This is a genomic window from Streptosporangium becharense, assembly GCF_014204985.1.
Classification (GTDB): domain Bacteria; phylum Actinomycetota; class Actinomycetes; order Streptosporangiales; family Streptosporangiaceae; genus Streptosporangium; species Streptosporangium becharense.
In genome coordinates this window covers 4,028,191-4,054,634 of the sequence record NZ_JACHMP010000001.1, presented here as the reverse complement: position 1 = coordinate 4,054,634, position 26,444 = coordinate 4,028,191, and the positions used below count along the sequence as shown (strand labels likewise).

23 protein-coding genes are annotated in these 26,444 nt (G+C 71.5%); 12 read left to right on the top strand and 11 right to left on the bottom strand.

What is annotated here, in order from left to right; translation table 11 throughout:
* The first annotated feature begins 8 nt into the window (after positions 1 to 8).
* The gene (locus tag F4562_RS17860; protein WP_184543261.1) at positions 9 to 1,610 is read left to right on the top strand and encodes a PT domain-containing protein; all 1,602 of its coding nucleotides are present in this window, start codon (positions 9 to 11) and stop codon (positions 1,608 to 1,610) included.
* Positions 1,607 to 2,395, top strand: a complete 789-nt coding sequence (locus tag F4562_RS17855) for a glycoside hydrolase family 16 protein (RefSeq protein ID WP_184543263.1) — start codon at positions 1,607 to 1,609, stop codon at positions 2,393 to 2,395. Before F4562_RS17860 ends, F4562_RS17855 begins: the two co-directional genes overlap by 4 nt.
* A 276-nt stretch (positions 2,396 to 2,671) precedes the next feature.
* Here the strand turns inward: F4562_RS17855 and F4562_RS17850 are convergent, their stop codons facing one another.
* The 3 genes from F4562_RS17850 to F4562_RS17840 all read right to left on the bottom strand — a co-directional run bounded on the left by F4562_RS17850 (position 2,672) and on the right by F4562_RS17840 (position 5,791).
* Positions 2,672 to 4,423: an ABC transporter ATP-binding protein gene (locus F4562_RS17850; protein ID WP_311734067.1), complete on the bottom strand. Its 1,752-nt coding sequence runs from the start codon at positions 4,421 to 4,423 to the stop codon at positions 2,672 to 2,674.
* A gap of 102 nt (positions 4,424 to 4,525) precedes the next feature.
* Positions 4,526 to 5,221, bottom strand: a complete 696-nt coding sequence (locus tag F4562_RS17845) for an NADPH-dependent FMN reductase (RefSeq protein ID WP_184543267.1) — start codon at positions 5,219 to 5,221, stop codon at positions 4,526 to 4,528.
* A gap of 42 nt (positions 5,222 to 5,263) precedes the next feature.
* Complete coding sequence (locus F4562_RS17840; protein ID WP_184543269.1) at positions 5,264 to 5,791, bottom strand: GNAT family N-acetyltransferase; 528 nt, start codon at positions 5,789 to 5,791, stop codon at positions 5,264 to 5,266.
* Positions 5,792 to 5,983: 192 nt separating this feature from the next.
* Between F4562_RS17840 and F4562_RS17835 the strand changes: the two genes are divergently transcribed.
* Positions 5,984 to 7,357: a sensor histidine kinase gene (locus F4562_RS17835; RefSeq protein ID WP_311734068.1), complete on the top strand. Its 1,374-nt coding sequence runs from the start codon at positions 5,984 to 5,986 to the stop codon at positions 7,355 to 7,357.
* A 222-nt stretch (positions 7,358 to 7,579) separates the two neighbouring features.
* Here the strand turns inward: F4562_RS17835 and F4562_RS17830 are convergent, their stop codons facing one another.
* The 3 genes from F4562_RS17830 to F4562_RS17820 form a co-directional block, all read right to left on the bottom strand.
* Positions 7,580 to 8,929: an ABC transporter substrate-binding protein gene (locus F4562_RS17830; protein ID WP_184543271.1), complete on the bottom strand. Its 1,350-nt coding sequence runs from the start codon at positions 8,927 to 8,929 to the stop codon at positions 7,580 to 7,582.
* Between the two features lie 449 nt (positions 8,930 to 9,378).
* Positions 9,379 to 9,759, bottom strand: coding sequence for an ArsR/SmtB family transcription factor (locus F4562_RS17825; protein WP_184543273.1), 381 nt, complete (start codon positions 9,757 to 9,759; stop codon positions 9,379 to 9,381).
* 174 nt (positions 9,760 to 9,933) lie between these two features.
* Positions 9,934 to 11,292: an MFS transporter gene (locus tag F4562_RS17820; RefSeq protein WP_246473465.1), complete on the bottom strand. Its 1,359-nt coding sequence runs from the start codon at positions 11,290 to 11,292 to the stop codon at positions 9,934 to 9,936.
* 411 nt (positions 11,293 to 11,703) lie between these two features.
* Here F4562_RS17820 and F4562_RS17815 point away from each other — a divergent pair, with 411 nt between their 5' ends.
* Genes F4562_RS17815 through F4562_RS17795 form a run of 5 tightly spaced genes read left to right on the top strand, consistent with a single transcriptional unit; the run spans position 11,704 to position 17,128 of the window.
* Positions 11,704 to 12,663, top strand: coding sequence for a 3-oxoacyl-ACP synthase III family protein (locus F4562_RS17815; RefSeq protein ID WP_184543277.1), 960 nt, complete (start codon positions 11,704 to 11,706; stop codon positions 12,661 to 12,663).
* Positions 12,663 to 13,394 (top strand): glycosyltransferase family 2 protein, encoded by a 732-nt coding sequence (locus tag F4562_RS17810; protein WP_184543279.1) that lies wholly within the window; start codon positions 12,663 to 12,665, stop codon positions 13,392 to 13,394. Before F4562_RS17815 ends, F4562_RS17810 begins: the two co-directional genes overlap by 1 nt.
* On the top strand, positions 13,391 to 14,521 hold the full coding sequence (locus F4562_RS17805; RefSeq protein WP_184543281.1) for a cytochrome P450: 1,131 nt from the start codon (positions 13,391 to 13,393) through the stop codon (positions 14,519 to 14,521). Before F4562_RS17810 ends, F4562_RS17805 begins: the two co-directional genes overlap by 4 nt.
* On the top strand, positions 14,518 to 16,194 hold the full coding sequence (locus F4562_RS17800) for a class I adenylate-forming enzyme family protein (RefSeq protein WP_184543284.1): 1,677 nt from the start codon (positions 14,518 to 14,520) through the stop codon (positions 16,192 to 16,194). The genes F4562_RS17805 and F4562_RS17800 overlap by 4 nt, the downstream gene beginning before the upstream one ends.
* The gene (locus F4562_RS17795; RefSeq protein WP_311734069.1) at positions 16,187 to 17,128 is read left to right on the top strand and encodes an NAD-dependent epimerase/dehydratase family protein; all 942 of its coding nucleotides are present in this window, start codon (positions 16,187 to 16,189) and stop codon (positions 17,126 to 17,128) included. The genes F4562_RS17800 and F4562_RS17795 overlap by 8 nt, the downstream gene beginning before the upstream one ends.
* Here the strand turns inward: F4562_RS17795 and F4562_RS17790 are convergent.
* Complete coding sequence (locus F4562_RS17790) at positions 17,058 to 17,996, bottom strand: hypothetical protein (protein WP_184543286.1); 939 nt, start codon at positions 17,994 to 17,996, stop codon at positions 17,058 to 17,060. The genes F4562_RS17795 and F4562_RS17790 overlap by 71 nt on opposite strands.
* Before the next feature lie 286 nt (positions 17,997 to 18,282).
* Between F4562_RS17790 and F4562_RS17785 the strand changes: the two genes are divergently transcribed.
* Positions 18,283 to 19,653 carry an LCP family protein gene (locus F4562_RS17785; protein ID WP_246473464.1) on the top strand — a complete coding sequence of 457 codons (1,371 nt, stop codon included), beginning with the start codon at positions 18,283 to 18,285 and terminating at the stop codon, positions 19,651 to 19,653.
* On the opposite strand, the gene F4562_RS17780 is transcribed toward F4562_RS17785, so the two are convergent.
* On the bottom strand, positions 19,628 to 21,034 hold the full coding sequence (locus F4562_RS17780; RefSeq protein WP_184543290.1) for a DUF7927 domain-containing protein: 1,407 nt from the start codon (positions 21,032 to 21,034) through the stop codon (positions 19,628 to 19,630). The two genes, F4562_RS17785 and F4562_RS17780, sit on opposite strands and share 26 nt — an antisense overlap.
* A gap of 617 nt (positions 21,035 to 21,651) precedes the next feature.
* Positions 21,652 to 22,014 (bottom strand): DUF2867 domain-containing protein, encoded by a 363-nt coding sequence (locus F4562_RS17775; RefSeq protein WP_184543292.1) that lies wholly within the window; start codon positions 22,012 to 22,014, stop codon positions 21,652 to 21,654.
* A 54-nt stretch (positions 22,015 to 22,068) separates the two neighbouring features.
* Here F4562_RS17775 and F4562_RS17770 point away from each other — a divergent pair, with 54 nt between their 5' ends.
* Both F4562_RS17770 and F4562_RS17765 read left to right on the top strand, forming a co-directional pair.
* On the top strand, positions 22,069 to 23,034 hold the full coding sequence (locus F4562_RS17770; RefSeq protein WP_184543293.1) for an ATP-binding protein: 966 nt from the start codon (positions 22,069 to 22,071) through the stop codon (positions 23,032 to 23,034).
* A 63-nt stretch (positions 23,035 to 23,097) separates the two neighbouring features.
* A complete protein-coding gene (locus F4562_RS17765) occupies positions 23,098 to 23,484 on the top strand; it encodes an SCO5389 family protein (RefSeq protein ID WP_184543295.1) in 387 nt (128 codons plus the stop codon).
* Positions 23,485 to 23,556: 72 nt separating this feature from the next.
* On the opposite strand, the gene F4562_RS17760 is transcribed toward F4562_RS17765, so the two are convergent.
* Positions 23,557 to 24,546 carry an LLM class flavin-dependent oxidoreductase gene (locus F4562_RS17760; RefSeq protein ID WP_184543297.1) on the bottom strand — a complete coding sequence of 330 codons (990 nt, stop codon included), beginning with the start codon at positions 24,544 to 24,546 and terminating at the stop codon, positions 23,557 to 23,559.
* A gap of 207 nt (positions 24,547 to 24,753) precedes the next feature.
* The gene (rnhB, locus tag F4562_RS17755; protein WP_184543300.1) at positions 24,754 to 25,422 is read right to left on the bottom strand and encodes a ribonuclease HII; all 669 of its coding nucleotides are present in this window, start codon (positions 25,420 to 25,422) and stop codon (positions 24,754 to 24,756) included.
* A gap of 314 nt (positions 25,423 to 25,736) precedes the next feature.
* Between rnhB and F4562_RS17750 the strand changes: the two genes are divergently transcribed.
* Positions 25,737 to 26,381: a GNAT family N-acetyltransferase gene (locus F4562_RS17750; protein WP_184543302.1), complete on the top strand. Its 645-nt coding sequence runs from the start codon at positions 25,737 to 25,739 to the stop codon at positions 26,379 to 26,381.
* The last annotated feature ends 63 nt before the right edge of the window (positions 26,382 to 26,444 follow it).

Below are 26,444 nucleotides of genomic sequence, written 5' to 3'. Positions count from 1 at the left end.
GCCCTCGAATGCCTCCACGCAGCTCGTCCCGGCGCATCACCCTGTTATCCGGTCTCCTGCTGGCCGCCGTCTCCGCCACGACCAGCGCGGTCATCGCCCAGCCGTGGTCCGCCCTGGCCGACCCCGGATCGTCCTCCGACTCGCCGATGTTGCCGGAAACGGCTCCCGCCCCTCCTGCGGCCGAGCCGCCGCCGCAGGACACCTCCTCCCGGGAGGCACCCCCGGCCGACACCCCCTCCTCCCAGCCGTCCGCTCCCTCCGGTTCGGACGGCGACCGGCCGGCCGGGACGCCGGACGGATCCGCACCCGCCGAAGCGGAACCCCGGGCACCCGCGGAGAACGACTCGCCCGACACCTCGAAGGCGGACGACACCTCACCCGATCCCGGCGCCGACGACTCCTCTGCGCGCAAGCCCTCCGACCGGGACGCACCGCAACGCCGGCCGGCGCCCCGGGACGGGGGCACCCGCGCGGAGCGGCGGCCCGAGGCGCCGCACCGGCGGGCACCCGCACCGAAATACACCACGGCACCACCTCGCACGGCCGAGCCCACACCGGCGCCGAAGAGCACCACGGCTCCCCCCGCGCCGAAGAGCACCACCGCTCCGTCCCGGACCGCCGAGCCCACACCGGCGCCGAAGAGCACCACCGCTCCTCCCCGCACGGCTGAGCCCACCGTGACCTCCAGCCGTGCCCCGGCTCCCCGCGACACCCTCGATCCGTCCCCGACCTCGTCCGGCGGAGGGGGCACCGAGCCCACGGCGTCCCCATCCGGAACGGCGACGGAGCCCGCGCCGAGCCCGACCGCCACAGCCACGGCGACCGGCAGGCCCACGGACAAGCCGACCGTCAGGCCCACGGGGAAGCCGACCGTCAGACCCACCATCAGGCCCACTTTCCTGCCCACTTTCCTGCCGACCTTCAGGCCCACTCTCCTGCCGACCATCAAGCCCACTCTCCGGCCCACCGTCAGGCCTACTCTCCGGCCCTCGGAGAAGCCCACCGTCAAACCCACGGACAAGCCCACTGACAGGCCCACCGACAGGCCCACGGACAAGCCGACCGATCCCAGGCCGAGCCCGCACCGGGGGACGCCGAGGCCGACCATGACGGTGCTGCCGACCGCTGTGCCCTCACCCACGGCCCGGCGGTCGGCACCGTCGTCTCCCAGTGGGCCGCCGACCTGGCTGGAGAGCACTCCGCAGCCCGGCCGGACCCCGATCGCCGCCGGTCCCGCCCGCCCCTCCGAGCAGCCGCAGACGGCGCCGACCGCGGTGGCCTTCCCTGCCCCCTCGGCACCGGCCAGGACGGTCGTCCCCCTACCGCCGCTGAGGCGTCCGGCTGCGGAATCCTGCACGCCCGGCGACCTGATCACGTGCTGGGGCCTGGCACCGTGGCGGAGCCGCACCGCGGAGTCGCCCGGAGTCCAGCTGATCGCCACTGATCGGTCGGCGGCACCTCAGGCACCGCGCTGGGTGTTCGCACCTCCCGCCGCTCCCGCCGAACCGGTACCGAGTCCCGTCGTCTCCTGGGCTCCCAGCCCGACGAGCACCGGCTGCTGGAGCTTCAGTCCCTCCACACGCTGCGCCAGATCCTGGGAGGACCGATGAAGATCGACAGATCTCACGTACGGGTGGCCGTCCTCACCATGGTGGCGGCGCTGGCGGTGAGCACCCTCAGCGCGGCCCAGGGTGAGGTGGTCTCCGGGGCTCCGTGTGCCCCGGGCACGGCGGGGGAGGTCAGCGCGGCCCAGCTCCACGACTGGGGTGCGCCGGCCTGGTGCGCGGAGTTCGACGAGGAGCAGCTCGACCAGGCCGACTGGATGTTCTACGACTCGCCGGGACACGCGGGCAACGGCCGCCGTTCCTCGCAACAGCTCTATCTCGGCAACGGCGCGCTCTACCTGTACGGCCGCGCCGACGGCACCACCGCGGGGCTCGCCGCCCGTCACAGCCAGGCCTACGGACGGTGGGAGACTCGCATCCGCCTGTATCCGGGGGCGGGTTCGTACCACCCCGTCGCCCTGCTCTGGCCCGAGGACGGCGGTGGCAGCGTACGCAGCTCCACCGGTGAGGAGGTCGACTTCCTGGAGGTCATCGACGACCCGGAGCGGCAGCGGCCGAACTTCTTCCTCCACACCCCGCAAGGGCAGGAGCAGGCCCACGCCGACATCGACATGACCACCTGGCACACCTACGCGGTGGAGATCGGTCCGGGCGGCGTCGTCGGCTACATCGACGGGCGGGAGTGGTTCCGCTCGGCCAACGCCACGCGGAGCCCGATGTCGGTCTGCCTGCAGCTCGACTGGTTCCCCGGTCAGGGCAGCGACGGGGAGGCGTGGATGGAGGTGGACTGGCTGCGCATCTATCCGCCGGCGGTGAAGACAGCGGGCTGAGCCGGACCGGTCACCGGGAGGGTGCGGGACCGACGTCCCGCACCCTCCTCACGTTCCGGGCCGTGCCCCGGCCATGCCCCACCAGCCTGCCCCGGGTGCGGTCCTCTGCCTCGCGTTCCGGGCCCATGCCCCCCGCCGTGTCCCTGCCGTACCCCCCCGCTGCGCTCCGGGCATGCCTCGGGTGCTGCCTCACCCGCCGGTCCGTGTTCCGGCTCGGCCCTGTGGGCTCGTCCCGTGTTCCGGCTCGGCCCTGTGGGCTCGTCCCGTGCTCCGGGCTCAGGCGAGCTGGGCGCTCTGCAGGCCCGCATAGACACCGCGCATCCGCATGAGCTCCTCGTGCGTGCCCACCTCCTCGATCCCGCCGTCGCGCATGACCACGATGCGGTCGGCACCGCGGATGGTCGACAGCCGGTGGGCCACGACGAAGACCGTACGCCCGGTCACCAGCCTGGCCAGCGCCTGCTGGATGAGCGCCTCCGACCGGGAGTCCAGGGCGGAGGTGGCCTCGTCCAGGATGAGCACGCGCGGGTCCCGGATCAGCGCTCGGGCGATGGCCAGGCGCTGGCGCTGGCCGCCCGACAGGCGGGCGCCCCGCTCCCCGACGACGGTGTCGAGCCCGGTGGGGAGGCGGTCGACGAACTCCAGCGCGTTGGCGTCCCGGAGGGCCTGCCGGACCCGTTCCTCGGAGACTCCGGCCATGCCGTAGGTGATGTTCTCCCTGATGCTGCCCTCGAACAGGATCGACTCCTGCGGCACGACGGACAGGAACCTGCGGTAGGTCCTCAGGTCCAGCGTCTCCATGTCGCGCCCGTCCAGCAGGATCCGGCCCGCGGTGGGCCGCAGGAAACCGATGACGAGGTTCAGCACGGTCGACTTCCCCGCGCCCGACGGCCCGACCAGGGCGATGGTCTCGCCGGGGGCCACCTTGAGGGTGAAACCGGTGATCGCGGGACCGTCTCCGTAGGAGAACCCGACGTCGCGGAACTCGACCTCACCGCGGACCTCGGTGACCTTCTCCTTGCCTCCGTTGTGCTCCAGGTCCGGCGCCTGGAGCACCTCGCCGATCGACCGCACCGACGCCAGCCCCTTGTTGATCACCGGGGTGAGGCTGAGCAGCGAGGTCACCGCGGAGGTGAGGGTCGCGAAGAAGGTGGTGAGCATGACGACGTCGCCCTCGGTGAGAGGGATGACCCGGTAGTGGGCGATGAGCGCCGAACCTGCCAGGAAGGCGACGCCGAGCGTGTTGAGCAGGATCCACGCCATCGCCCCGAAGCTGCCGTTGAGCAGGTCGAGCCGGAGCCCCTTGCGCAGCACCTTGGTCAGGGTGCCGTCGACGCGGTGCAGGGCGTCCTGTTCCAGGCCGTGCGCGCGGGTGATCGGGATGAGCGTGGTCATCTCACCGACCCGGGCGGACAGCCGTTCGACCTCGCGGCGGAAACTCTCGTTGTCCTCGCGCAACCGGGTGCGCATGTGCATCACGAGCAGTGCGGCGACCGGCACGACCACCAGGAAGACCGGTATCGCGGCGGGCACCCGCAGGGCGATCGCCGCCAGCCCGCCAACCAGTGTGGTGAGGGCGGACAGGCCCGTGTCCGCGGTCTGCTGGGTGGTCTGCTCCACGCTCTCGACGTCCCTGATGACCTTGGTCTGCAGTACGGCGGCGCTGACCCGCGAGTGGTATCCGATGGAGAGCTGCTGCATGCGGCGGCAGAGCGCGGAGCGCAGCCCGGTGCCCATCCGGCGGATGGCGCCGTGCAGGCAGCGCACGTAGACCAGGTGCAGGGGATAGTTGAGGAGCAGCAGGACGAGCAGCACACCCGTGTTGATCCACAGCTGCGAGACCGGACGGCGACCGGCCACGACGTCGACGATGTTGGCGGTCACCAGTGGCAGCAGCCAGACGGGGCTGTGCTTGAGCAGGAAGGCGACGACCGCCACGACCAGCTTGAGACGGTCTTCCCGGAAGAGGTAGGCGAGCGTACGGACGGGATGCTCACCGCGGTAGCGGTGATCGAGCGCGCTGACCACAAATCCCCCAGATATCGGAAATCTGCCTCCCATCCTCCCGGTTTGAAGATTTCGTACGTATGACGGCTCGGGAGAGAACTGCGGGGGCCACCGGGCGGCAGGTCAGACGCGGTAGGGCCGAGCCGCGCGGGCCTCGCGCAGGGTGGTGCCCCACCAGACGAGCTGGTCCAGCATGACCTTGACCGCGGCCGAGGGGCCGGAGGGATCCGTCAGGTCACCGTTCTCGTCGAACCGGCCCTGCGTCCCGTGGAAGCTCACGGTGTCGCGCAGGGTGACGGTGTGCAGTTCGGCGAAGACGAGCCGGAGCTGCTCCACGGCACGCAGGCCACCGGACATCCCGCCGTAGGAGATGAAACAGACCGGTTTGGCGGCCCACTCCCAGCGGACGGCGTCGATGGCCAGCTTCAGGGCGGCGGGGTAGCCGTGGTTGTACTCCGGAGTGATCACCACGAAACCGTCGGCGGCACCGATCCTGGCGGCGAGCGCGCGGGCCGCCCCGCCCGCGTCATCCGTGCCATTCGCCCCGCTGCTCTCGCCCGCGCCGTCCGCGCCGTCCGCCCCGTCCGCCCCGCCCGCGCCGCCGATCTCGTCCGTGCCGCCCGCGCCGCCGATCCCGCCGGTGTCACTGGTGCCGCCCGCGTGCGCGGGCTGGAGCGGGGGCAGCGGGGTACGGCTCAGGTCGATCACGTCCAGGCCCAGGTCACCGCGGCGACCCGCCTCGGCCAGGAACCACCGGCCCACCGCCGTCCCGAATCGTCCCTCGCGAGTGCTTGCGATGATCACTGCGATGTCGAGCACGGCGGTCTCCCCTGGTCGGTCTGCACCGACCAGAATGCAACCTCAAGCCTGGTTGAGGTCAACCGGCACCGAAGGAAGCCGCATCTGGAGGACCTGGCCGGGCCAGTCGCCGACGTGGAAGGTCTCGGCCCTGGTGAAGCCCTGGCTCTCGTAGTACCTGACCAGTCGCCCGTCGTCACCGGCGTAGCAGTCGACCCGGAGCAGCCCGACCCCTCGCTCCGCGGCCTCGGTCCGGGCCCGGGTCAGCAGGGCGGCGCCGACCCCTCGGCCCGGGAACCGCCGGTCGACGACGAGGCTCTGGACGTACAGTTCGGGCTCGGGCGCCGGGGCCACGTACACCACCGGCGGCCCAACGACCACGGACCCGGCGGGCCTGCCGTCGACTTCGGCGATGCGCATCCCCCCGGACGCCGCCCACAGGGTGACCCGCTCGACCCGGGCCGGGTCGGCGGAGAACGGCTCGCTGCCCCACTGGCCGGTGCGTCCCCGGGCGGTCAGCCACGCCACCGCGCTGTCGAACATCGCCAGAACGGCGGGGACGTCGCCGAGGTGCCCCTCTCGGATAACCATCGGCGGATGGTAACAGTCCGGCGAGGAGGCGGGGCCACCGGACGGCTCCGAACATCACCTTCTATAGAGCCGCAAACCATTGCCTTTCTCAACTAAAAAGCAGGAAGCGCCTTTACTCCGAGATTGGTATCGATCACCTATACATGTACGAATGGCGACCTTCCAGGACAAAGGCGCCTTTCAGGGGGAAACGTGATCAAGCTGCGACGTCCGCGCTCGATAAGAGGGCGGGTGACGCTCACCGCGCTCGTCGCCTTCGCACTGGTCCTGGGAACGGGCGCGTTGGTGACGTTGCAGGGGATACGGGCCAAGGCACTGGACGACCTCACCGACCAGGTGGCCACGGCAGCCAGGAAGGCGTCCGTCATCGCCGACGACGGGCCGAGGATCGACACCATCCCGCCGACGAACCGGATCATCCGGCTCCAGATCGTCGACCGCGCCGGGGCGGTGATCGCCGCCAGCCCGGCGATGCGGGGGCAGCCCCCGATGACCGCGGCGCGCCCGTCGGGCGGTGACAGCCGGGTGGACACGACCTCTTGCACCTCCACCTCCGAGGGGGCCCGGACGTGCTTCGCCATCGTGGGGGTCAGGAACAGGGTCTCCGCCTACGGGGACGTGATGGTCTACGCGGCGGGCATCTACCCCCCGCTGCTCAGCACCTCCGTCCTGGGGGTCAGTCTGACGTTCTTCTGCCTCGCGCTCCTCGGGCTGCTCGGCTGGGTGACCTGGCACATGATCGGCCGGACTCTGGAACCGGTCGCGCGGATCCGCGCCGAGCTGGCCGAGATCAACGCCTCCGACCTCAGTCGCCGGATGTCCGTCTCCGAGCCCCGCGACGAGGTGGCGGAGCTCACCGAGGCCGTGAACGCGACCCTCGGCAGGCTGGAGCGGGCCGTGGAGAACCAGCGTCGCTTCGCCTCCGACGCCTCCCACGAGCTGCGCACCCCGCTGACCGGGCTGCGCACCAAGCTGGAGCTGGCGCTCGCCGACCCCGAGGCCGAAGACCCCCGGGCGACGATACGGTCGGCCCTGGGTGACGCCGAGCGGCTGCAGGCCATCGTCGACGATCTGCTGCTGCTGGCCCGCCTCGACGCCGGGGTGCACGCGTCTCCGGAGGAGATCGACCTCGCCGCGCTCGTCACCATGGAGGTGGAGCAGCGGCCGTGCCGGCATCGGATGATCCTGGATCTCCAGCCCGACGTGACCGTGCGGGGCAATCGGCTCCAACTGGCCCGGCTGCTGACCAACCTGCTGGCCAACGCCGACCGGCACGCGATGAGCGAGGTGCAGGTCCACGTGTGCACGGCGGACGGCGAGGCGGTGCTGGAGGTCACCGACGACGGGCTCGGCATCCCGCCGGAGGAACGCGAGCGGGTCTTCCAGCGCTTCACCCGCCTGGACTCGGCGCGCAGCCGCGACGCCGGAGGGACCGGCCTGGGCCTGCCCATCGCCAGGGACATCGCGGCCGCCCACCGGGGCAGGCTGTACGCCGCCGACAGCGCCAACGGGCGGGGTGCCCGGTTGATCCTCCGGCTGCCGCTGACGACGAGCGTCACCGTCTGACACCGGGCCGACGCCGCCGGAGCCGAAACCGGAACCGGAACCGGGACCGGCGGGACCGAGGTCAGGGCCGGGACCGGGACCGGCGGGACCGGTGGAGCCGGTCACCGCCGGAATGTGATCCGCCGCCGGAATGTGATCCGCCGCCGGAGTGTGATCCGCCGCCGGACACGATCCGCAGCGGGAAGTCGCAGGGAAGCCTCCACCGCCGGTACGGAAGCCCGGTCACTTGCCGTCGTACCGGCCGCCGGCCCACTCCTTGTCCAGTTTGCTCGCCGCGTTCTTCGGGGTGATCCGGCCCCGGACGAGATCACCGATGACCTCGCCCTCCACCCGGCTGAGGAACGCCTCGGGCGAGTGGTACGCCGGGCCGCCGGTGCCGACGAGTTCACGGATCTTCGCGTAGCCCTCCTTGGCGGGCTCGCCGACGAGCACCGCGGAGTCCATCTCGAAGTCCTTGAGAGCGGGGATCAGCGTCATGTCCGCCGCCCATTCCGGGACACCGTCTCCCAGCGCCAGGAATTCCACCAGCCTGGCCGCCTCCTTCGTGTGCTTGGAGGACTTGGGCACCGCGAGCCCCGTCCCGGCCAGGCCACGGGCGACGGGCTTGCCGCCGGGCAGGACGACGGGGAAGGCTCCCGCGGCGACGTCACCGACGGCGATCCCCTCGGTCCTGCGGTACGAGGCGGACAGCAGGCGAGCCTGAGCGGAGTCGTCCACCAGGAAAAGGGCCTTGCCCTGGCCGAACAGCTCCGCCGGACGGTCGCCCTTGAGGTTCAGCGCGGACTTGTCGAGCACCCCCCGCTCGAAGAGCGAACCGTAGGCGGTCAGCGCCGCGACCAGGTCGGGGGCGTTCCACGGCCTGCGGCCGGCGAGTACGTCAGCGGCGAGCGACGGGTCGGACTGACCGGAGACGGTGAACAGGATCTCCTCCAGGCGGCGCGGTTCACCGGAGAAGACGACCGGCCGGACGTCGGGGAGCTCCTTCTTGACCCTCGTGACGATGGATTCCAGGTCCGCGGCCGTCTCCGGGAAGTCCTCACCGAGCTCGGACAGCAGGGACGCGTTGGCATACATGATCGCGCCGCCGGCGGACCCCATCGGGACGGAGTACAGCTTGCCGTCCCCGGCCGCCTTGCCCGCCTGTTCGATCACCCGCTCGTCCAGCCTGGACCGCCAACCGTCCGGCAGTGCACTCTCCCACTCGGAGACCGGACGGAGGCGGTCCTTGACCGTGTCGGTCATCTCCTGGATCGGCAGGCCGACGACGTCGATCTCCTCGCCGTCCTCCAGAGCCTCGGGCAGCCGCTTGCGGAGTTCGTCCCCGTCGAGCACATCCAGCTCGATCTCGATGCCGGGGTTCGTCCTCTCGAACTCGGCGAGCGTCTCCGTGAGGGTGGCCTCGGCCGGGAACGAGGTCCAGTACTTCAGGGTGACGGTCTTGCGGTCCTGCGGGGTGCGGGCCTGGTCGACCGGCGGCTCACCGGCCGATCCGCTGCCGCCCGAGCAGGCGGCGACCAGGCCGAGAGTGAGAGCGGCGGCTGCCGTCGCGAGCGCACGAGCCGTACCACGCATGCATAACCTCCATCGAAATGACCATCGGGTGACAACGCCCGGCTCGGCGACGGGCACGGATACTGCGGCACACGGTCGCCGAGCCGACGCGAGCCGCCCGGTGATCAGGTGATCAAGGAGAACCCCCCTGCCCGGCACCGCGGGCATGACACCACCTCCGGCGATCACCGCGTGTCCGGCCGAAGAACCGCCTGGGGACCGGCGACGCCTTCACGGGTCGCCGGCCGCTCGGCGGGCCGGTCCGGGCAGGAGGGTGCGAGCCGCCCGTACGGCACCGCCGAGCATGGTCAACGATCTTATGAGTCACGGGCCGGTGGCGGGAACACGCGGGGGCATGCGGGGGCATGCGGGGGCATGCGGGAACACGCGGGGACACGCGGGGATATCGGAAAGGCCGGGACGGCAGGGACGGCGGTGCCCCGCGGGCCCCGGGGGCACCGCTCCGCGGGTCACCCCTTGACGATCTCGTGGCGCAGATGCTCGCGGCTGAGGTCGAGAAGCATGCGGACGTGGGCGTCGGCGAGGCGGTAGTAGATCATCCGCCCGGCCCGACGGCTCGCCACGATGCCCGCCGTCCGCAACAACCGCAGCGCGTGCGACACCGCGGTGTCGCTGACCTCGACCGTCTCGGTGAGGTCGCAGACGCACAACTCTCCGGCCTCCAGCAGCGCGTACAGCAGGCGGGCCCGAGTCGGGTCGCCGAGCAGCCGGAACAGTTCGGCCAGCCGGGTGGCCTCCTCCGACGTGACGAGCCGGTCGCGGGTCGCCGCCACCCTGGCCTCGTCGGGCTCGACCGTCGTGCACGTGTCCAGGCGGGTGGCGGCTTTCATGGGCATACTCCTGAACAACTGCTCAATGATAATCACTATCGTACCAAGCCACCCGTCCCGCCCCCGGCTCCCGCACTCGCACCGCGGCACCGGAGGCGTCCCGGCCCGGGTGTGGGCCACGACGCCACCGGACCGGGACGTCTTGCGGAGGGCCGCACCCAGCGGAGGCGACACTCAGCGGGAGACGGCGCTCAGCGGTTCGGCGATGTCCTCCAGTCCCTTGCCCTCTGCCTTGACGCCCAGGAAGACCTCCACCAGCCCTGCCGCGATCATGAGGACCGCCCCGATGCAGAAGGCCAGCGCGGTGTCACCATGCCTGCCGCTCTCCACCAGACCGGCGAAGACCAGCGGACCGGCGACACCTCCGATGAAGGTGCCGACCGCGTAGAAGAACGCGATGGCCATCGCCCGCGTCTCCATCGGGAAGATCTCGCTGACGGTCAGGTAGGCGGCGCTCGCTCCGGCGGAGGCGAAGAAGAGCACCACGCACCAGCAGGCGGTCAGCGTGACGGCGGTCAGCACGCCCTGGTTGAACAGCCAGGCCGTACCGAGGAGCAGCACACCGGACCCGATGTAGGTGCCGGAGATCATGGGAACGCGGCCGACCGTGTCGAACAGCCGCCCGAGCAGCAGCGGGCCGAGGAAGTTGCCGATCGCGATGACCGCGAAGAAGTAGCCGGTGTCGGTGTCGATGCCGAAGAAGGTCGACAGGATCTGCGCGTACCCGAAGGTGATGGCGTTGTACAGGAACGCCTGGCCGATGAAGAGCGACAGTCCGAGGATCGTGCGCTTAGGGTAACGGGCGACCATCGTGTGCGCGATCTGGCCGAATCCGATGGCCTTGCGCTGGTGGATGGTCATCGACTGCTCGGGTTCCTCCAGCCGCACGCCCTTCTCGCACTCGACCCGCTCCTCGGCCTCCTCGACGAGTCGTTCGGCCTCCTCGCCCTTCCCGTGGATGAACAGCCAGCGCGGGCTCTCCGGCACGTGCCTGCGCACCAGCAGGATGGCCAGGCCGAGGAACACCCCCAGGCCGAACGCGACCCGCCAGCCGATGTTCAGCGGGAGGTCGTTGAGCAGCGGCACGGTCAACAGCGCGCCACCGGCGGCACCGAGCCAGTAGCTGCCGTTGATGACGACGTCGATCCGGCCCCGGTGGCGGCTCGGGATGAGCTCATCGATGGCCGAGTTGATGGCGGCGTACTCACCGCCGATGCCGAACCCGGTCAGGAAACGGAACAGGAAGAACCACCACGCGGAGAACGAGAACGCGGTCGCGGCGGTGGCGACCAGGTAGACCGCCATGGTGATGATGAACATCTTCTTGCGGCCGAACCGGTCGGTGAGCCACCCGAAGAACAACGCCCCGAGACACGCCCCGGCCACGTAGAGGGCGGCGGCCGTGCCCGCCACCTGGGCCTGGGTGATCGCCAGGCCGCTGCCCTCCTTGGCGAGCTGCGCGGAGAGGTTCCCGATGATGGTCACTTCGAGGCCGTCGAGGATCCAGACGGTACCGAGACCGATGATGATCATCCAGTGCCATCGTGACCATGGCAACCGGTCCAACCGCGCGGGGACCTTCGTGGTCACCGTCCCCAACCGAACGTCGCTCATGGCGGCACCGGCTACCCATGAAAGATCTACTCATTCCCGGCACAAACGGGAGCCTTCCCGGCACAAACGGGAGCCGCCGCCCTGTGGCGCATCCCCGCCCTCCCGGCCACCGCCCGCGGCCCTCTCCAGCCGCCCCCGCCCGGCCGTTCCCCAACCCCGCCTGACCGCTCCCCACCCTCGCCCGGCCGTTCCCGATCCCCGCCTGACCGCCTCCGGGTCAGCGGCTGTCACGCGCATGAGTCGGATCTCGCTCTCGTGACCAGGACAAATGCCAGCCTTTTCGATACATTGCGCGGGCATGTGAAGATTTGACGCTACCAAGGGAGATCGATGAAAGCCCGGATCACGGGCGTCGCGACCTGTCTGCCGGAACAGACCTTGTCCAGTGCGGACGTGGAACGGCGGATCGAGGGCTACGCCCCCCACGGAGGCGTCATCGAGCGGTTGACGGGGATCCGCACGCGCCATGTGGCCCGCGACGGCGAGCAGGCGTCGGACCTGGCCGTCGGTGCCGCGCGCGGGCTCGACCACGCGGACGTCGACCTGCTCATCTTCGCGTCGGCGTCGCAGGACATGGTCGAGCCGGCGACCGCGCACATCGTGGCGGCCAAGCTCGGGCTCTCGTGCCCGGTGTTCGACGTCAAGAACGCCTGCAACAGCATGCTCAACGGGATCCAGGTGGCCGAGGCCCTGATCCTGTCCGGCGCGCACCGCAAGGTGCTGGTCTGCTCGGGCGAGGTCCCGTCGCGGGCCGTCCGCTGGCAGGTCAGGGACCGCGCTCAGTTCGTCGACTCCTTCGCCGGTTACACGCTGTCGGACTCCGGGGCCGCGGTGCTGGTCGAGGCCGACCCGGCACGCGGCATCTTCTACCGCGACTTCGCGGCCGACTCCACGGCGTGGGCGGTCGGCACGCTGCCGGGTGGCGGTTCGGCGCACCCGCGTGACCCGGAGTACTCCTACTTCCGGGGCGACGGACGCAGGCTCAAGGAGGCGTTCGAGCTGGCCGGCCCGGACATCTTCCTCAACGCGCTCAAGCGCACCGGCCTGACCTGGGACGACTTCGCCATCGTGGCAGTGCACCAGGTGGCGTTGCCCTACCTGCGCTTCCTGGCCCGGGTGCTGGAGATCCCCGAGGACAAACTCGTGGTCAGCCTGCCCGAACACGGCAACTGCGCCTCGACCTCGCTGCCGCTCCAGCTCGCGCTCGGCGGCTGGCGGCCGGGCGACCGGGTGGCGCTCCTCGGTCTCGGCGGCGGAATCAGCACCGGCGTGATGCTGGCGGAGATGTGATGAACCTGTGGGTGATCGTCCCCGCCTACAACGAGGCGGCGGGGATCGAGGCGACGCTGAAGGCGCTGGCCGAGCAGGACGACCGCGACTTCACCCTGCTCGTGGTGGACAACGCGAGCACCGACGGCACCGCCGAGATCGCGCGGCGGCACGGCGTCGAGGTGATCGTCGAGACCAGGAAGGGCACGGGTGCGGCCTCCGACACCGGCATGCGCCACGCCATCGAGCACGGCGCGACCCACCTGGCCAGGACCGACGCCGACTGCCTGCCCCGGCCCGACTGGGTGCGCAACATCCGGCGGGCGTTCGGCGACGGGCTGGAGATGGTCGGCGGGCGACTGCGGCCCCGGACCGACGAGTTCCCGCTGAAGCTCTGGGAGCGCCGCCTCATCCCGTTCGTGATCGAGGTGGCCGCGACGTTCGGGCGTTTCCGGCCGGGCAACCGGGACCCGCGCTACCGGGGTCCGTACGTGATGATGCCCGGCTGCTCCCTCGCCATCACCGCGGACCTCTACCAGCGGGCGGGCGGCTTCCCCCGGACCGCCATCGAGGAGGTGCACGAGGACCGAGCCCTGGTCAACCGGGTCCGCCTGCTCACCTCCGCGTACGCCTCGCGCCGCGACGTGGTGGTCTTCGGCTCGGTGCGCAGGCTCCGCGCGTACGGGCTGGTGGGCACCCTCGCCTGGTACGCCGACCACCGCCACCGTCCCGCAGTGATCGACATCCGGTGAACCACGAGACACGGCTCCACCTGGCCGCCCACCCCGTGGCCTATCCGCTCATCCGGACGCTGGCCCGCCTGGGTCCCGTGGTCCGGGTGCCGGGGCTGGGGGTGGTGGTCAACGACGCCGCCACCGCGCGCGCGGTGCTGACGGACGAGCGTTTCCGCAAGGACGGCCCCGGATCGCCCGGTGACCTGTGGACGCCGGTGCTGGGCCCCTCCGTGCTGCTCAACATGGAGGGACCCGCGCACCTGGCGCTGCGCAGGAAGCTGATGCCGCTGTTCACCACCTCCTACGTCTCCGCGCAGGTGGACGACGTGCTGAACCGCCCGCTCGCGGACCTGTCGGCGCGGCTGGACCGGGGCGAGACCGTGGACCTGGTGGACGCCATGCGGGTGATGGCCGGTGCGGTGATCTGCCGGGTGATCGGGCTGGGCGAGGTGTCCGAGGCGCGGGCCCGCGAACTGTTCGCCGACGGTGAGCGCGTCGTCTCCATGGTCTCGCTGCGCTCGCGGCGGCTCTCGGAGCCGCAGGTGGCGATCGCCCGGCGGGTGCTGGACCGGATCGGCGACATCGCACAGGCCGCCTACGAGGCCGGAGACGAGTCGACGGTCATGGGCCGGATGCGGGCCCAGGGGTTGTCGGCCGCCGAGGCCAGGGGGGCGGCCGGGGCGTTCTTCCTGACGGGCACCGAGACGGTCGCCACCTTCGTCCCCCGGCTCATCGCCCTCCTGCACGACCACGGCGTCCCGGCGGACGCCGTGGACGACCTGGACCGGGTGATCGAGGAGGCCATGCGGGTCACCACGCCGACCCCGGTGATGCTGCGCTCGGTGAGCGCGGTCGCGCGCGTCGGCCGGGTGACCGTGCGACCGGGTGACCGGGTGCTGATCGTCACCCACAACTGCGCCAGGGCGTACGGGCCGTTCGATCCCTCCCGTGGGCACCCGCCCGAGCTGCGGCGGATCTGGTTCGGCGCCGGGCCGCACTTCTGCATCGGTTACCCCCTGGCCCTGGCGGAGATCCGCGCGGTGGCCTCGGTCCTGCTCACCCGCCGGGTGCGCGTCGTACGGCGACGCGCGGCCAGGCGGGTGCTCATCCCCACCTACGAGCACCTGTGGATCAGCGCCGCATGAACGACATCATCAGCGGGATCATGTCCGCCGCCGGGCACGAACCCGGCCGCACCGCCCTCGTCGACGGCCGGGGGCGTGAGATCACCTACGGCGAACTGGCCCGCCGGGTGACCTCGGTCCGCGAGGCGATGTCCGGCGGCCGTCCCGCCCGCTCCCGACGAACCGTTTCCCACCCAGGCTCCCACCCGGGCGGTGGGGCGTTGCAGCCGGGAGACGGCGTGCTGTTCGCGGTGCGGCCCGGGGTGGACGCGGTGGTGCTGGCACTGGGGTCGGTGGCCGCGGGCGGGACACTCGTGCTGGCCGACCCCGGCCTGGCCCCTGACGTGCTCGCCGCCCGGATGGCGGCCACCCGGCCGGCCTGGGTGGTCGCCGAGTCACTGCTGTACACGCTGAGCGGGCCGCTCAAGGGTCTGGCCCGCCGTCGGGGCCTGCTCCTGCCCAACCTGCGTGACCCGCTGCCGGGCACGCCCGTCCGGCACCTCCACACGGGCCCGTGGCTGCCGGGCGTGCCCCGCGGCGCGCTGCGGCTCTCCCGGATCCTGCGCGCCGGCCTCACCCCCCGGAACGGAGCGGACACGGCGGATCGGGCGGCGGGCCGTGCCATGACGGACCGTACCGTGACGGACCGTGCCGTGACGGAGCAGGCGGTGGATCGGCCGGCGGACGCGACAGCGGACCGGACCGCGACGGACCAGGCGGCGGGCCGGACCATGGCCGACCAGGCCGCGGCGGTGATCTTCACGTCGGGGACCACCGCGCGTCCCCGGGGCGTGGTGCACACCCGGGGATCACTGGCGGCCGGGCTGGAGCTGTTCCGCAGCGCCTTCCCCCTGGGTCCGGGCGACGTGGTGCACACCGACCAGCTGATGCTCGGCCTGCCGGCGTTGATGGCCGGGGCGACCTGGTCGCTGCCCGGCGGCGGCGACCTCGCCGTGGAGCTGGCCGAGCGGCGGGCCACCCACACCTTCGCCGTCCCCGTGCACCTGGACAGGCTCCTGCGCCGGACCCCGCGGCTGCCGCAGACGCTCCGCTACCTGCTGCTCGGCGCGGCCCCGGCCCCGCCGGGCGTCCTGCGCCGGGCCGTCGAGGCCGGGCCCGAGGTGCTGTCGGTCTACGCGATGACCGAGGCGCTGCCGATCGCCGTCGCCTCGGCGCGGGAGAAACTGGCCCACGCCGAGGGTGACCTGCTCGGGACGCCCCTGCCCGGGGTCGGCGTCCGGGTCGCCGACGACGGGGAGCTGTTCGTCTCCGGGCCGCATCTCGCCCGGCGCTACCTCGGTGAGGAGCCGCTCCGGGAGGTCGCCACCGGCGACCTGGTCCGCCTCGACGGGGACCGGCTGGTGCTGCTGGGCAGGAAGAAGGACATGATCCTCCGCGACGGGGTCAACATCTATCCCGGCCTGTACGAGTCCGGCATCGCCGCGCTGCCCGGGGTCGCGGAGGCCGCGATCGTGGGACTCGCCGACCCGGAGACCGGGGACGAGGAGGTCGTCCTGGCCGTCATCCCCACCGGTGACTACGACGAGGGCCTGCTGCGCGGGGCGTTGCCCCGGATCGTGGACGCCGCCGCGCTGCCCGACCGGATCGAGGCCCTCGACGCCTTCCCCCGCTCCGGCCGGGCCGACAAGCTCGACCGGGCCGCGCTGCGCGCCATGGTGGCCCGCCGTGACTGAACCGGGCCGGCCGGGGTTGCGGGTCGCGGTGACGGGCGCCTCCGGGTTCGTGGGCGGGGCGGTCTGCCGGGCGGCCGTCGCGGAGGGCTGGACCGTGTCGGCCTTCGGCAGGCGGACCTCGGTCGACCGCGCTCACGTCGGCGGGGCGCCGTACACGTCCTGGGACCTGCTCGGGGAACGGCCGGAGCCCGTCGAGGTGGACGCGGTGATCCACTGCGCCGGGAGCGTCACGGACTGGGGGCCGCCGCGCGCCATCTGGGCCGCCAACGTGGACGGCACGCGCAACGCCGCCGCGGCGTTCCCCGGCGCCAGGTTCGTGCACGTGAGCACGGCCAGCGTGTACGACCCGTTCCGTCCGACCGTGCTGGCCGCCGAGGACGAGGCCCCGGTCGGGCGGTACGCCAACGCCTACGGCGCCTCCAAGGCCGCCGCGGAGCGGTGCCTGGACCGGGCGGTCGTGCTGCGTCCGCACGCCGTCTACGGCAGGGGTGACACCACCCTGCTGCCCCGGGTGCTCGGCGCGGTCCGGGGCGGGCGGCTGCTCGCGGTGGGCGACGGGCGCCAGCGGATCAGCCTGACCTCGGTGGACAACCTCGCGCGTGCCTGCCTGCTCGCCGCCGCGGGCCCGGTCGAGCGCGGCGTCTTCAACGTGACCGACGCCGAGCCCGTCGTCCTGGACGACGCCCTGCGCGCGATCCTGCGGGAGCGCGGGATCGACGCCGAACCGGCCTACCTTCCGCGGTCCCTGGCCGACCCCGCCGCGCTGGTCGCGGAGACCGCGTTCCGGCTGCTGCGCCGGCCGCGTCCGCCCCGGCTGACCCGCTACGCCGTCGGGCACCTGGCCGTCGAGCGGACCCTCGACATCACGGCCGCCCGCGACCGGCTCGGCTATCGGCCCACGACGACGTCCTTCGCGGGTGCTGCGGACTGGTGAGTGAGGGCACCCGTGGCGGGTCGGGGAGCCGGCGGCCCGCCGCGCGGACCCTGGCGGCGAAGACCGCCCCCGCCGTGAGCAGTCCGGCGGTGAAGAACATGCGCAGCCCGGCCCGGAGGGGCCCGGTCACCGCGTCGAAGAGGGCGACCGCGGCGGCGGCGGGCAGCGCGTGACTGGGGGAGTCGGGCAGGTAGACGTTGCGAGCCAGGGACAGGGCGACGGCCAGCAGCATCATGCCTCCGGCCAGGCCGAGGCCCGCGCCGACGATCGCGGCCCCGCGGTCACGGGCCAGCAGCACCCCCGCCACGATCAGCCCCGACGACATGAGGGGCAGGGCCCACCTCAGCGAGTCCAGCCGGTGGTAGGCGGCGTCCAGCCTGATCAGGTCGGCGGAGGAGACCAGCCGGATCGTGGGGTGCATCTCGGGAAGTCGGGCGGCGGCACCGAGCCCGGCGTCCAGCAGTCTCCCCCTGACCAGCTCGCACACCGGGTTGAGGTCGAGGAAGACGGTGTCGCTGCGCAGGGAGGGGTCGCGGGTGCCCTCGCCGCGCAGGATCGTCAGGAACCGGCGATGCGCGCTGTCGTTCATCTCCTCCCACGCCGCGGGGAAGTACTTGCCGGAGACCTCGGTGCGCACCGAGACACGAACGAGGTCACCGGCGGCTGAGACGCCCAGCCCGCGCAGGCGCTGGGTCATCACACCGGTGACGCGGTCGGCGACGACGTCCTGGATGTCCGGGTCACCGGCCAGCGGCGCCACGCTTGCGAGGAAGTCCTCGGACGAGGTGAGGTCTTCCGCCACCCAGTGGCCGAGCAGGGAGATCGGGGCGAGCACGCAACCGAGCGCGATCAGAAGCGCACTGATCATTTTACGCACCGGTTGTCCCCCTTCACCGCCCTAACGGAAAATCCCCGACTTTGCGGAGCAAAACCAGTTAAGTGTTGGTTTTGACGGGAACTTGGATTTCTCATCGTCCGGCAGAATTCGATCACCGAACATTGACCGCCCCGCGCCAGCGCGTCGTACGGTCACATGGCCATTCATCCGAAAAGCGTTACTAACCTGTGATGCAGGGGGGCGACGGACGGGAGATGGTAGAAAGATGGCAGCTAGTGGGGGCCGTGCGAGTGTCGGGTCAAGCCTGGCGTTGACGATGGGATCGGCCTTCGTGTGGGGCCTCGCCCACATCTGGGTGGGTCGCCGTCTGTCGGGCCTCCTCCTGCTGGGGATCGAGCTGATCCTCGCCGCGGGCGTCGCGACCGCCGCGCTGACCGCCGGGCCGGCACTGCTCGCCCTCGCCGTGCAACCCGTCTGGCTGTGGGCCTTCGCGCTGGCGACACTGCTGCTGGCGACCGCCACGGTGGCCGTGGTCATCCGCTCCTACCTGCTCGTCCGGCCGGAGTCGCTCTCCGCCCCGGCCAGACTGCTGTCGGCCGTCGCGATCGGCGTGCTGTGCGTGCTGGTGGTCGCCCCCATGGCGTACGCGGCCCGGCTGGCCTACATCTCCCAGACCGTGGTGACCTCGGTGTTCGCCAGAAGTGTCACGCCCATCCCGGTGAGCGACCCGTGGAACGGCCGCGAGCGGATCAACATCCTGCTCATCGGCGCGGACGCGGCGGCCAACCGCATCGGCATCCGCACCGACAGCATGACCGTCGCCAGCGTGGACACCCGCACCGGCGACACCGTGTTGTTCGGTCTGCCGCGGAACCTGGAGGACGTCCCGATGCCCCCCGGCCCGGCCCGTGAGCGCTTTCCCGACGGCTTCCAGGGTGAGCCCCCGTACAGCCCCGGCCTGCTCAACGAGGTCTACCAGTACGCTGAGGACCACCCCGAGACGGTGCCCAGAGCCTCCAAGGGCCACCGCGGGCCGACGCTGCTGAAGAAGACCGTCAGCGGCATCCTCGGCATCGAGGTCACCAACTACGCGATGGTCGACATGTGGGGTTTCGTGGAGATCATCGATGCGATGGGCGGTGTGCGGGTCCACATCAGGGAGCCCATCGTGTACGGCAGGCAGAACGAGGGGCTGATCGAGGCGGGCAGGCGCAGACTGTCGGGCGAGGAGGCGCTGTGGTACGGGAGATCCCGCACCTTCAGCGACGACTACGTCCGGATGGGCCGTCAGAAGTGCCTGATGAACGCCGTGGCCAAGCAGGCCGATCCGGTGACGGTCCTGCGCAGCTTCGAGCGGCTGGCCGACGCGGCGGTCAACGCGGTCTCCACCGACATCCCCCGCGAGCTGCTGCCGGACCTGGTGGAGCTGGCGGGAAAGGTGAAGGACGCCGAGATCAGAAGCCTGCAGTTCGTCCCGCCGCTGATCAACACCGGCTATCCGGACTACGACCTGATCAGGCGTGAGGTCACCGCCGCCCTGACGAGGCCGCCCACGCGTCCCTCCCCCTCCGCACCGCTCGTCGCCCGCCCGTCCGGTCGCCCCGACAAGGAAACGAAGGTCACGGGAGGAGTCGCCGGGGCACGCGCCGGCGTGAGCGCCGTCACGCTCGACGCCGCCTGCGGCTGACGGAGCGCCTCCACACGCCTCGGCGGGCACCGAGCCGGACGGCCAGGCCGAGGACGAGGAGCAGCAGCCCCGCGCTGGCGGGACCGAGCGGCGGGCCGGTGAACGGCAGCCGCGACGCCGTCCCCTCGCCGGTCGGCCCGGCCGGCCCGACCGGCGAGGGGAACGGGAACGGCCGGTCCTGGATCATCCCCGCCGGAGGCACCCGGGGAGCCGGCTCGGACTCGGGAACGCACTCGAACTCGAGGGTACACACCGGCTCGGGGAGGTGCGCCTGGTCGTGGTCATGCGCCGAGCCGGTGACGTCCGCCTGCGCGGGCACCCGGCCGGGCGGCGGCACCGGAGCGGGGTGCCGCGCCGTCTCCCGGACGATCGTGTTCGGACCCCCGGCGCAGTCCGGGTCGGCGGAGCCCATCGGGCAGTCGGAGTCCGGCGCGACACCCACGTCCCGGCCCTCCGGCTTGCGGATCGTCACACCTTCCACGGCGATCCGCTGGGAACAGCCGGGGTCGGCGCCCGGGACCGGGCCCGCGATCCTGGCCGACCACGGCACCGGGTCCGGGCAGTTCGTCCCGCCACCGTGCGCCTGAACCCCGCTGTCCAGCAACCGGTCCCCGGTGTCCGGGTCGTCCGCGGTCACGCTGTAGGTGATCTCCACCGTCGCACCCACCGGGACGTCGCCCTCCCAGACCAGTCTCGTTCCCTCCAGCGAGACGTCACCGGAGGTGGCCCGGGCGTCACCGTTGTAGCGGGCGTCGTCGAGCGTCCGGGAGAGGTCACCGGTGAGCCGGGCTCCCGGGTAGGCGGCGGCACCGAGGTTGGTGGCCGTGATCGTGTACGAGACCGTCCCGCCGGGTCTGACCGTCTCCCGGTCCGCGGTCATCAGCACGTACAACAGCGGCAGCCCGGGGGCGTCGAGATTGCCGCACGCGGGGTCGGCCGATCCCGTTTCGCAGTTGGAGCCCTCGGGACCGACCAGCAGGCCGGCGAGCCTGCGGTTCCCGGCCGGCGGGTCACCGGCCGTGACGCTGTAGGTGATCGTCACCGTCTGACCCGCGGCCACGTCGCCGGTCCAGGCCACCCTCGGCGCGCTGAAGGACACCGATCCCGACGAGGCCGAGGCGTCGTCGTTGAACACCGCGTCGTCCAGCACCCCGGCCAGGTCGTCCACCACCGTGGCACCCGGGTGGACGGCGGTGCCGGGGTTAGTGACCGTGATCGTGTAGGTCACGGCCCTGCCGGGCCGGGGCACGGCGGGGCTGAACGACTTCTCGATCCGCAGCTCGGCGCCTCCGGTGTGCCGCGCGGAGGGGACGCCGTCGGGTCGCGGGGAGGGCCGCGCGGACGCCTTCGGAAGCGATCCGGCGGAGGATCGGCCGGACACCCTCGGGGACGAACCGGCAGGGAATCGGCCGGACACCCTCGGGGACGAACCGGCAGGGAATCGGCCGGACACCTCCGGAGACGAACCGGTGAGAGGCCGACCGGACGGACCGGTGGAAGGCCGAATGGGCAAGCCTGCGGAGGATCGATCGGGCAGCCCTGGGGAGGATCGATCGGACGCCTCCACGGTGTCGCGCGGTGCCCGGTCCGGTTCCCGACCGGGAACCGCCGCCACCGCGCCGACCACCGCCGCCTGTCCCACCGGTGGCGCAATGGAGGGAGCCGGCACCGTGGACAGCGCCATGACCACGGACAGGGTGATTCCGCCAAGCACCACCAGAGCCTCCTGACGACCCGCGTTCTCCCGGATGACCGGCCCCGTACCGAGCTTCAAGATCAGCCGACGCGGAGGGGGGATACCCGGGTCCCTCGGACCTCAGCGGCACCGTTGGTAAACATTCGTCATGGCAGTGGTAAAAACAACCGCCGAATCATTCCTGGAGATGACAAAAAGGTTAACGCGGACCTTTGTTCGCCTGTCCTGAATTGACGCTTGCTTTTCCCGTGCTCCGCGCCGGCCCGATGTTCATTCGTCATCAGCCGCCCTTCACCGGCTTCTCACCGCCGTGGCCCTCTGATCGCGGCCCTGGCCATGCCGAGCACCACGAGATGATGAAAAGGCCGGATCGCGGTGAAATACACCGAACCGGTCCAGCGGTGGTGCCTGGCGACCGTGACGACGTGGAAGTGACCCGGTTCGGTCATCACCGCCAGGGTGGCGGTGCGGTGTGACTCGGTGACGCTCGCGGCCGGGCAGCGATCCTCCTCTCCGTCGACGACGGTGAGGAGCGCCGACCTGTCGCCGGGCGTGAAGGAGATGTCCCCCGGCCCGATGCCCGCCCCCTCCCGCACCCCCGGTTCCGGAAGGGTCGGCCGTTTCTCCTGGTGATAGACGTCACACCCGCCCCGGAGCCGTGGCATGATGATCCCCCGAAGGGATTGCAATGGTTTTCATAACCAGATTGGAACGTCGTCGTGAGGGTGGCATTCGTCGGTAAGGGCGGCAGCGGCAAGACGACTCTGTCCGCGCTGTTCGCCAGATACACAGCGAGCCGGGGCGCCTCCGTCGTCGCCGTCGACGCCGACATCAACCAGCACCTGGGCATGGCCCTGGGGCTGGACGAAGGCGCGCTGCCGCGCCCGATGGGCTCGCACCTGACCGAGATCAAGGAATACCTGCGGGGCGACAACCCCCGCATCTCCTCGGCCTCCGCCATGGTCAAGACCACCCCGCCCGGACGGGGCTCACGACTGCTCCGCCTCGACGCGCAGGACGACCCGATCCACACCGGCTTCTCGGTCGCCACGCCCGAGGGGCCCCGGCTGATGGTGACCGGCCCCTTCAGCGAGGACGACCTGGGTGTGGCCTGTTACCACTCCAAGGTCGGCGCCGTGGAGCTGTATCTCAACCACCTGGTCGACGGAGCGGGCGAGTACGTCGTGGTCGACATGACCGCCGGAGCCGACTCCTTCGCCTCGGGGCTGTTCACCCGTTTCGACCTGACCTTCCTGGTCGCCGAACCGACCCGGCAGGGCGTGAGCGTCTACCGGCAGTACCGCGACTACGCCGCCGACTACGACGTGCCGATCGCGGTGGTCGGCAACAAGGTGCACGGTCCCGACGACGTGGCGTTCCTCCGCGACCAGGTCGGTGACGACCTGCTGGTCTGCCTGGAGCACTCCGCGGCGATCCGCGCGATGGAGCAGGGCCGCCCGTTCACCCTCGGCGACCTCGAACCCGCCAACGCCGCGGCGCTGGCGACGATCCTGGGGCGTCTCGACGCCCAGGAGAAAGACTGGGACCGCTTCGGCCGCCAGGCCGTGCTCTTCCACCTCCGCAACGCCGAGGCGTGGGCGAACAGGGCGACCGGGGAGGATCTCGCCGCGCAGGTCGACCCGGGTTTCGTGTTCGGGCCCACACGAGTGTCGCTCTCTCGTTAGGTGGTGGTGCCCACCACACCCACCTAGTGTCTGATTGATCCCCCTCTGAGAGGAGAAGGCAGTATGTCGCTGACCGTTTCGAACGATCTTCTTGACCAGGCCAAGGCCGGTGAGGTGGACGACGCGGCGTTCGTCGCCTGCGTCCGTGACTCGTTGCCCTACGCCTGGTCGCTGATCAGCGATCTGGTCAGGCAGCGCGAGCACACCGGTGCCGAGTTCGCCGACAACACCGTTCCCCCGCCGGACGAGGAAGCCCGCGGCCAGCTGCTGCGCGCTCTCGCCAGCGACGCCATGCGCGGCGCGCTGGAGCGTCACTTCGGAGTGAGACTCGCCTTCCAGAACTGCCACCGGGTCGCGGTCTTCGACCCGTCGGCCACCGCCGCACACGCGGAGTTCGTCACCGCCAGGTCGCAGATCCTCAACCAAAGCCCCGAGCTCGTCGACTGCTGACGGAGACGGGGCAGCCGAACGCCTCCCGGCGGGGTCTGCCCCACCTGCCGGCCGACCCCGCGGCCGCGCGGTCTACCCGCGGACCCGGGGCAGCACCTCGGCCCCGAGCCGCCTGATGTTGTCGAGGGTGCGGGTGTGCTCTCCCGCACCCTCGACCATGAGGATCAGGTGCCCCAGACCGGTGGCCTCCGCGGTCCGCAGGATCATCTCGACGCACCGGTCGGGTGAGCCGACCGGATGCGTCTCGCACAGGAAGTCCACGTATCCCGGGACATCGCGTGGCGGACGCACTCGCCCGTCCACCGGCACGTAACCCGCAAGCCCCGGTTCGAGCCAGCGCGGCATGGCCTCCCTGAGCTCCCGCACCGCCTGTTCCGTCGTGTCCGCGACATGGCCCACGGCGGCCGCGATGTGACCGGGCGGAGACGGCGGGCCCCCGGCCGACACCGCGTAGTCACGCAGTACGGCGGCCTTGTCCGCGTCGCCGATGTGCATGCCGAGCAGCATCGGCAGGCCGCGTGCGGCGGCGATCGCCACGGTCTCCGGCGAGGTGCACGCGACGATCGGCCGGAGCCGGGCGGCCGGGACGATGGGCACCGTCCTGAAGGAGAAGAACTCCCCGGCCGCGGAGACCGTGTCCCGCGTGAGCGCGTCGCACAGCAGGTCGAGCGATTCGCGGAAGCCGCGCTCGAACCTGTCCAGTCCCGTGCCGAACACCTCCAGGTCCACCCACGGCCCGCCCCTGCCCACGCCCAGCGTGAAGCGTCCCCCGGAGGCGTGGTCAAGGATCGCCGCCTGCTCGGCCAGGTCGACCGGGTGGCGGGTGGAGAGCACGCTCACCGCGGTGCCGACCCGGATCCTGGCCGTGCGGCCCAGCGCCACCCCGGCCAGTGTCACCGCCGACGGGCACACGCCGTACGACATGAAGTGGTGCTCGGCGATCCAGGCGTCGTCGAACCCCGCCTCCTCCGCGACGACGACCGCCTCCACGGTGTCGCGCAGCACCTGACCCGGTTCCCTACCGGGGAAACCCGCCGCCACCAGAAAGACCCCTATGCGCACTTTCCGATGATGCCGGACACGACCGTGATCGAACCCGTGCAAGCCGCACACCGTCCGGCGCGGGGCGGCCGGATCCGTGCGCACACCGTCCGGCGCGACCGGGACCGGCCCCTTACCGTCCGGCGCGACCGGGACCGGTCCTGTGCGAGCCGCGCACCGTCCGGCGGCGAGGCGGCCGGCGGGATGGGTACGGGCCCCCGGCGTCCTTCAGGCGAAGAGCCCGAGCTGGCCCTCACCGGCACGCGGGTCGCGGTGTCTCTTCAGGTGGCGCCAGCGGGGCAGGTCGTCCAGGTAGGACCAGGACAGGCGGTGGTGCTCCGTAGGGCCGAGCGCGGCCAGGGCCGCCTGGTGGACCGGGGAGGGATAGCCCGCGTTGTCCGCGAAGCCGTACTCCTCGCATCCCAGCGACGCCATGTGGGTGTCGCGGCGAACCTTGGCGACCACGGAGGCCGCCGCCACGGAGACGGACGACAGGTCGGCCTTGATCTCACACCGCACCGGCCACGGCGCTCCCAGATAGTCGTGCTTGCCGTCGAGGATCACCACGTCGGGCCGGACCGGCAGCGCGCCGAGCGCCCGGCGGGCGGCTCGGCGCAGGGCGCCGGTCATGCCGAGCTCGTCGATCTCCTCGTGTGAGGCCTCGCCGTACCCGATCCCGGCGGCCCAGGCGGTGATCTCGGGGATCAGGGCAGCGCGGCGGGCGGGGCTGAGCAGCTTGGAGTCGGTCAGCCCGGCGGGCGGTTCCGACAGGTCGGTGATGACCGCGCAGACCGCGACCGGCCCGGCCCAGGCACCCCGGCCGACCTCGTCGATCCCGGCGACCAGCTTCGACCCGCCGTCGTTCAGCAGGCGTTCGAGCGCGTAGGAGGGAGGCACGTGCCGACGTTACCCGGAGGCGGGCCGCACCGCCTCCCGGGCGTATCCGGTCGCCCCTTCCGGACTGTGGTCCCCGGTGTCTCCCCCGCCCCCCGGACGACGCTTCGGGCGGCACTCCGGGCGGCACTCCGGGCGGCGTGAGCGAGGCCGGTGTTCGCTCCGTGCGGCACCGCACCCATGTGGGGCGAAGACACCCCTCTGAGCTGCTCTTTCACCTCGAAGGATGCCAACGGTCCCACACTCCCCTCAATGCTCGGCAAGATGTCCCGTATCGTTTGGCACCAGACGTGGGATTGAGCCCCCATCATGTGCTCATGCCCGCTTTTGTCACCCTGTCCGGGCGCCTCGTGCGCCTGGAACCGCTCAGCTTCGCGGTCGTCGACGACCTCGTTGCCGCGGCGAGTGAGGACCGCTCCACCTACGCCTTCACTCGTGTCCCCAACGGCCGGGACGAGGTGGCCTCCTACGTGGAGGCCGCCCTGGCTGAGCAGGCGGAGGGCCGCACGTTGCCCTTCGCCATCCGGTGGCTCCACACCGACCGTGTGGTCGGTGCCACCCGTCTCATGAACCTGGAGTACTGGCAGGGCCCGTTGCCCTGGCCACCGGGCGCACGTGGGGCGGTGGGCGATGTCCCGTCCGTGGCGGACATCGGTTACACCTGGCTGGCCGCTTCGGCCCAGGGCACGGGTGTCAACCGGGAGAGCAAGTACCTCATGCTCTCGCTCGCCTTCGAGACCTGGCAGGTCCACCGCATCACCATCAAGGCCGACGTACGCAACACGCGATCCCGGACCGCCATCGAGGCCCTCGGCGCACACCTTGACGGTGTGCGGCGGGCGGAGAGCCGAGGCGCCGACGACACGGTCCGAGATACCGCGTACTACTCGATCCTGAGGGCGGAATGGCCGCTCGTCCGAGAACGACTCCATAACCGGATGGGCATGGTCGAAGCAGCTTAATTCCGAAAAACATCACTTAAATCACAAAAGGGAACAAAGGCCCGCCCGAGAATCGGACGGGCC